The organism is Phormidium pseudopriestleyi FRX01 (genome assembly GCF_017313335.1).
In the GTDB taxonomy this organism is placed as follows: Bacteria; Cyanobacteriota; Cyanobacteriia; order Cyanobacteriales; family Laspinemataceae; genus Laspinema; species Laspinema pseudopriestleyi.
On sequence record NZ_JAFLQW010000478.1, the window covers coordinates 1 to 6,830 of the forward strand.

Consider the following 6,830-nt stretch of genomic DNA (forward strand, 5'->3'; position numbering starts at 1 on the left):
ATGTAGGGGTAGGGTCTGATCACCCTCTGTGTGATCATCAAATTTTCAAGATAGCGGTGTTGTGATATAGGGTTGGGTTAGAGAAGTGCGATCGCCTTCGGATTTGCCTTGTTTGGGGTTTGGTTATTGATTTTTAATCGCGGTTGTCGGTGGATTTACGGTTCTTAAATTTGGGCTATAGTTGCGGTTGATGTTGCAGTGGCGAGGAAAGATTATTCGGGTTTGTGACCCATCAGAATAGTCTCGCAATGGTCCTGAACGCGCGATCGCTGTGGATCATCTATTTTCCTGAACCCTTTTGTTGAAGGCGATCGATATATGTCAGGTATCGATCGCGACAATTGCTCAGATTGGCGGTCTGGATTGAGAGAAAGAGGGATTCCGAATCGTCAGGAAATCCCCCTATAGGGGAATAGACGCTCAGGGTTGGAAGGGTAATATTTATAGGGCGGACTACAGCATCCGCTTGAGGGTACGGGGGAGGCAATAGACTGATGCAATCCGCTTGGGAGCGATCGCCTGATTTGAATTGACTGGCGTGCGAAAATGCTAATCGAACCCTTATCCCTGTTTCGCCACGGAACTCATGGGATTTTTTCAAAAAACGCCATAGTTTTTGAGGGATTTATCGGGGTTTCCTCGGATCCTTTGTCTGAGATTGGAGGATAGACCGATGGAACGAAGTGGCTTAAAAATTGATGAATAGACTTGCTGGGGTGGTCCGGGTCTGGATGAGATGCGATCGCCGAATCTGGGCTTTTTTGCCGTGGCGATCGGGAAGCAGACCCGTTCATCTCCCGGCCAATGGATGACCCGGGAACTGATAAATTAACTAATCATCCCACACCCGCCCCAACGCTTCTTCTCTTGGGGGTGATGGGATTAGAAGCCAGGGGCGGTTATAGCAGGACTCAGCGCAAAATTATAGCAGTAAATACACTGAGATTGCTGCCGACAGGACTGACGATATTGAATTAGTTTGCCTTTGACTTCAGGAGGCATTAACAGCACAGGGCTGAACTCTCTAGAACTAGATGCGGCAAGGATTTTGGCACTTGCCGCCGCGATTGACAAAGCGTCAGAATTACTCAGGAGACTAGGTAAGGGTTGGGATACAACCCTCTTCATCCTCTACCAGATGAGTCGGCTTTCTGTCGCTAGTTGAACTGCGGCGACCTGACTGGCAGTTGCCGTTACAGAATCGCCGTCTGGAGTTTACTCGTCGTCAGAATCTTTATCGACTTGACGCAGGTGAATGTGTTTGCGTCCTAGGGAAATTTCAAATTCATCTCCTGGATTGAGATCCATCTGCTTAGTGTAAGCCGATCCGATCAGTAAGTTGCCATTTGACTGGACGCTAATCCGATAACTGGCACTCCGTCCACCACGACCTTGACCATTTTGCTTGCCATCGAGTTCAATACCCTCAGCATCAATCAGGGCATTGAGGAATTTCATCATATTGACGCGCTCTACCCCATTTTTTGTAACGGTGTAGTAGCCGCACTCTCTGGCTTTTTCTTCTTTGCTGAGGTTCTCTAGATCTTTGACTTTCTGGAGAAGATCTTCACCAACTAGGGGTTCCATCTTTTTCTTTTTACTCATTGACTTACAACGACTGCCATGAACAATAGGTCTAACGAGTTCTATTTTAGCTGAGTGTTGCTAAAAATTAGAACTTTTTTTTTTCTGACTGTCAGGTTATTAAACTATATTACACGAATCAGATTGGATAGTCACCAGATTTTCACCCTATCTGTGGCATCAGGAATGGTGAAGACTTCACCGGAATCGGCAAACGTGAGTGATAGCTAGGGGTGGACTGATAAGAGTTACTGCTCGGTCCAAGTCGAATTGACTCTAACCTATCTGAGGATAGAAAGGGCACAGGAGTGAATGGTAGCCTAAAGATCGGTATGATAAACGAGCGGATCTCCGGTGAAGGAAGGTAATGGTCTCGAATTGAGTTGTTGAAGGGCAGATGAAAGAAGCGAGATTGATTGAAGAAGGGGTTAAGATTGGTCAGTTATGCCGGAAATAGCGACTGTGCTAACTGAGTCATGACTTGAAGCGTTCCCCAAGAGAATCAGGCAGTAAGGGTAGAGTTAGAGGGGCAGCAAGAGCAGTTGAAGGGTTAAGTTTGAAGGCTTGAGTCCGGTTTCAGTCAGGTTAGCAATTGACTTTTGGAGCGGGCTTATGTCATCTTATGCCAATCACAATCAATTTAGAAAGGGTTGGGTTAACCGGAGGCAGATTTTGTTTGTAAAAGTTGCTTCTACTGAACAGAAAGGAGGTCAGCATCCTTCATCAGAGTCTTGACGGCATCGCTTTTTTACTATATAGACGAAATAGAAGACAACGGCTATAAATGCCGGAGTGACAGGGGTCACCGGGTGAGGAAAAGGGATAAATTGGGTCGGTTCCGTCCCATCAAACGGGCGATAAAGGGCAGGAATCCTATTCAGGGAGAGAATATTCAACTCCAGGAAGGGTGGATACTTCATTGAAGGCGCGATCGCGTTGCTCTTTAGCAAATTTGAGGGGGAGTTCGCAGGAAAGCATCATACAAAGGGAACAGAATATTTTCAATAAAAATCCCTCTTCCGGTTGAAAAGCGTTATAACCAAGTTTTGATGCACTATCAGATTCTATTTAAGGGATGAAGCTAACAACCCGAGGACAATATAGCGTTAAGGCGCTGCTCGATTTGAGTTTACAGCCACAGTTTGGCCCAACTTCTGTAAAAGCGATCGCCGATCGCCAGGATTTACCCGCCCCTTATCTGGAAAAATTATTGATGGAAATGCGTCGCGCGGGTTTAGTCAAATCCCTTCGCGGTGCCACCGGAGGTTATCAACTCGCCCGACACCCGGCACAAATCTCTCTGGGTCAAATTTTAGAAGCGGTGGGAGAAACGATTGAGCCTTTACCGAGATCCTCCCCGGATAGCGAACAAGCGGAGGACTGGGTAACCGATCGCCTCTGGAATCAATTGCACCAAAAGTTGAAGGAATCTCTCTATAGCATTTCCCTGGAAGATTTGTACTTTGATGCCAGAAGTTGGCAAGCATACCAAGAAGAAGAAACCAATTTTGTGGTATAACCCGTGGCGGTTTGATTCCGCTGTTCTCCACAGGAATTGAGTGCTTAGACTCAGCTTGAAGCCAAAGGCACCGATCGCTAATAATATAGTTGAGTTAATGTTGTCACCGCTGAGGTTAGCTATATCAATCGTGCAACCCACGGAATTTGCACTGGGCGTTCTGGCGATCGCCGCTTATCTTGATTTTTTGATTGGCGACCCTTGGGGTTGGCCCCATCCAGTTCAGGGGATGGGTTGGGTCATTTCTCACTATAGCCAAGGGGTTTTAAAGCACTGGAAAAATCCCATTATTCGCCGAATTGCCGGGATTATTCTGGCGACTGGTGCGATCGCCTCCACCGGATTAATCGGATGGGGAATCGCCCAAGGGTCCTATTATTTACATCCGCTTTTGGGATTGGCGATCGAAAGTATCCTGTTAGCGAGTTGTTTTGCAGGTCGAAGTTTAAGAACCGCTGCTGAAACCGTATTAGAACCCCTGAAACACTCCGATTTAGAAACAGCGCGTCAAAAATTAAGTCTATATGTAGGTCGAGATCCAGACAATCTCAGCGACTCCGAGGTGATGCGCGCCGTATTAGAAACCGTGACAGAAAATGCCGTAGATGGAGTCATGGCACCCTTATTTTATGCGATCGCCGGGTCCATGATTTTTCATGTTGGGGCCTTACCCTTAGCCTTCGCCTATAAAGCCGCCAGTACCCTCGATTCAATGGTCGGTTATCAGGATGAACCCTATACCGACTTAGGATGGTGTAGCGCTAAAATCGAAGACATTCTAACCTGGTTTCCTTGTCGCTTAACAGTCATTACATTAGGACTCTTAAGCAACTGCCTCCCAGAGATTTGGCGGATCTGTCAACGAGATGCCACCCAAGACCCCAGTCCCAATTCCGGTTGGAGTGAATGCACCTACGCCGTCATTCTCGGAGTCCAACTCGGCGGCATCAATTACTATCACGGCATCCCAAAACCCAAACCCCTCTTAAATACTCCCCTCAATCCCATCACCCCAGACCGAATTCACCAAGCCATGTTACTCACACGATGGTGCTTTTTAACTTGGTTAAGCATCACCATCAGTTGCTGGTTCCTGTCCACCCAATTTCCAGGCAACCCCTAACCAAATCTCTCAATCTGCGCTATCAATAATAAATTCTCCCATCCAGACTTGACATGAATGCTAACGTGATTGAAATCCTCTCCGCAGAAGAACTGCGCCGGACTGTGACCCGACTGGCGTCCCAGATTGTGGAACGGTCGAATGATTTGTCAGAATTGGTGCTGATCGGCATTTACACCCGGGGGGTTCCCTTCGCGCATCTGTTGGCGAGTCAGATTGAACTTTTAGAACAGATTCAGGTGCCGGTGGGCGCTTTAGATATTACATTTTATCGAGATGATTTGGACAAGATGGGGATGCGAACTCCGGCAAAAACGGAGATGCCGTTTGATTTGACGGGGAAGGAGATGATGTTGGTGGATGATGTGATTTTCAAGGGTCGCACGATTCGCGCTGCCTTGGATGCGATCGCCGATTATGGCAGACCCTCTCTGATTCGGTTAGCGGTTCTGGTCGATCGCGGTCATCGGGAGGTTCCGATTCATCCGGATTTCATCGGCAAAACCCTCCCCACGGCAAAGGAGGAACAGGTTAAGGTCTATTTCAATGAGGTAGACGATCGCGATGGGGTGGAACTAATTAAGGTGATTTGAAGGATGGAGGGGGAGGGGGGAACGACAGCAAGCAACACCCCATCTCCCCCATCAACCCAGGACAAATAACAAATGACAAATGACAACTGACTAATGACAAATCTAAACTCTGGGGAAGAAACCCAATCTCGGAAGGCGGAACATATTCGCGTCTGCCTGGAAGATGATGTGCAATTTCGGTTGAATGGGACGGGTTTGGACCGTTATCGGTTTACCCACTGCTGTTTGCCGGAACTGGATTGGCAGGATATTGATGTGACGACGCGGTTTCTGGGAAAATCCCTCGGTGCTCCGTTGTTGATTTCTTCAATGACGGGGGGAACCGAGGAGGCGAAGCGGATTAATTCTCGGTTGGCGGTGGTGGCGGAACGGTTTCAGATTGCGATGGGGGTGGGTTCGCAGCGGGTGGCGGTGGAAAAACCGGAGGTGGGGGATACCTTTGCGGTGCGATCGCTGGCACCGAATATCCTGTTATTTGCGAATTTAGGGGCGGTACAACTCAACTATGGTTATGCGGTGGATGAATGTCGCAAGGCGATCGATTTGCTGGAAGCGGATGCGTTGATTCTTCACCTCAATCCCTTGCAAGAAGCGGTTCAAACCCGGGGGGATAAAAATTTTCGAGGATTGCTTGACAAAATCCATGAATTATGCAATGTATTACCTGTGCCAGTAATTGCCAAGGAGGTGGGCAATGGCATTTCGGCGAAGATGGCCCAGAAATTGATTGAGGCGGGAGTTGGGGCGATCGATGTGGCCGGTGCCGGGGGGACTTCTTGGGCGAAGGTGGAAGGAGAACGGGCCAAGGATGTTCGACAGCGCCGATTAGGGGCAACCTTTGCGGAGTGGGGTCTACCGACGGCAGACTGTATTACGACGATTCGGGCGATCGCCCCGGAGATTCCCTTAATTGCCTCGGGGGGATTGCGAACTGGGTTGGATGTCGCGAAGGCGATCGCCTTGGGTGCGGACCTCGCCGGTTTAGCATGGCCCTTCCTGCAAGCAGCAGCGGAATCCGAGGCGGCGATTCAGACCCTCGTCGAACATTTACTGGCCGAAATTTCTACGGTTCTGTTCTGTACCGGCAATGCCACCCTCACCCAACTCAGAGAGTCTGACGCCCTCCAACCCCTGGGTTCCAAACCCTCTGCCCTGATGTAGGGGTTTGGGGACCAAACCCCTACATCAGGGAAAAAGAGGGTTTGGGGACCAAACCCCTACATGAAATAACGATTTTTCGTTATTAAATTTGCCACCAATTCAGGGCTAGGGTTAAAACGTTGCCGGGGTTCTGAACGTCCGAGAACGATTAACATAGAAGAGATAAGCGATCGCAACTTCGGGTCTGTTTTCAAAACACCGACGCCGGAAGCAGCGCAGATAACATAAAGGACCCTTGCAAAATGCGAGATTTTTTCAAATATACCTTTGCTAGTATCCTCGGAACAATTGTCGGATTAGGAGTTTTAGGTGCTCTGAGTTTGGGTGGACTCCTGATTGTTGTAGGCACGATCGCCACTTCGTCGAAAGATGCTGGACCGACCGTCGAAAACAACTCGATGCTGGTATTTGACCTTTCGATGAATATCACCGATTCTCAACCCATCTCCACCACTGCCGAAGCATTATCCCGAACCCTCTCAGAGGATTCGGAACCCAGCAGTATGACCTTGCGCCAAGTGGTGGAAACCATTGATGCTGCCAGAGAGGACGATCGCATTCTCGGGATCTACCTCCACTCTTCCTCCTCCAGCAGCAGTAACGGATTTGCCACCCTGCGGGAAGTTCGTGAGGCCCTCGAACGGTTTCGGGACGCTGGTAAAACCATTATTGCCTATGACCAAGATTGGACTGAACGGGAATACTACCTCGCCTCGGTTGCCGACGAAATTCTCATCAATCCACTCGGCATCATCGAAATGAATGGGTTGAGTTCGGAGACGACTTTTTTAGCTGGGGGTTTGGAGAAATACGGCGTCGGAGTTCAGGTGACCCGGGTCGGAAAGTATAA

Annotated in this window: 6 protein-coding genes; 5 read left to right on the forward strand and 1 reads right to left on the reverse strand. The window is 48.9% G+C overall.

The genetic code is table 11. The features are described 5' to 3' along the window. Positions 1 to 1,215 precede the first annotated feature (1,215 nt). On the reverse strand, positions 1,216 to 1,605 hold the full coding sequence (locus J0895_RS18255; RefSeq protein ID WP_207089433.1) for an AbrB family transcriptional regulator: 390 nt from the start codon (positions 1,603 to 1,605) through the stop codon (positions 1,216 to 1,218). Positions 1,606 to 2,659: 1,054 nt separating this feature from the next. Here J0895_RS18255 and J0895_RS18260 point away from each other — a divergent pair. The 5 genes from J0895_RS18260 to J0895_RS18280 form a co-directional block, all read left to right on the forward strand. Further along, positions 2,660 to 3,103: an Rrf2 family transcriptional regulator gene (locus J0895_RS18260; RefSeq protein WP_207089434.1), complete on the forward strand. Its 444-nt coding sequence runs from the start codon at positions 2,660 to 2,662 to the stop codon at positions 3,101 to 3,103. A gap of 97 nt (positions 3,104 to 3,200) precedes the next feature. Continuing rightward, entirely contained in the window at positions 3,201 to 4,226 is a 1,026-nt protein-coding gene (gene cbiB, locus J0895_RS18265) for an adenosylcobinamide-phosphate synthase CbiB (RefSeq protein WP_207089435.1), read from the forward strand. Positions 4,227 to 4,279: 53 nt separating this feature from the next. Next, positions 4,280 to 4,819 (forward strand): bifunctional pyr operon transcriptional regulator/uracil phosphoribosyltransferase PyrR, encoded by a 540-nt coding sequence (gene pyrR, locus J0895_RS18270; RefSeq protein ID WP_207089436.1) that lies wholly within the window; start codon positions 4,280 to 4,282, stop codon positions 4,817 to 4,819. A gap of 93 nt (positions 4,820 to 4,912) precedes the next feature. Continuing rightward, positions 4,913 to 5,980 (forward strand): type 2 isopentenyl-diphosphate Delta-isomerase, encoded by a 1,068-nt coding sequence (fni, locus tag J0895_RS18275; protein ID WP_207089437.1) that lies wholly within the window; start codon positions 4,913 to 4,915, stop codon positions 5,978 to 5,980. Between the two features lie 242 nt (positions 5,981 to 6,222). Further along, positions 6,223 to 6,830, forward strand: a 608-nt coding sequence (locus tag J0895_RS18280; RefSeq protein ID WP_207089438.1) for a S49 family peptidase, incomplete at its 3' end; no start/stop codon positions are given.

Coding starts and splice junctions, on each gene's coding strand:
- cbiB (WP_207089435.1), top strand. CDS start 3,201: ATGTTGTCACCGCTGAGGTTAGCTATATCAATCGTGCAACCCACGGAA.
- fni (WP_207089437.1), top strand. CDS start 4,913: ATGACAAATCTAAACTCTGGGGAAGAAACCCAATCTCGGAAGGCGGAA.
- pyrR (WP_207089436.1), top strand. CDS start 4,280: ATGAATGCTAACGTGATTGAAATCCTCTCCGCAGAAGAACTGCGCCGG.
- J0895_RS18260 (WP_207089434.1), top strand. CDS start 2,660: ATGAAGCTAACAACCCGAGGACAATATAGCGTTAAGGCGCTGCTCGAT.
- J0895_RS18255 (WP_207089433.1), bottom strand. CDS start 1,605: ATGAGTAAAAAGAAAAAGATGGAACCCCTAGTTGGTGAAGATCTTCTC.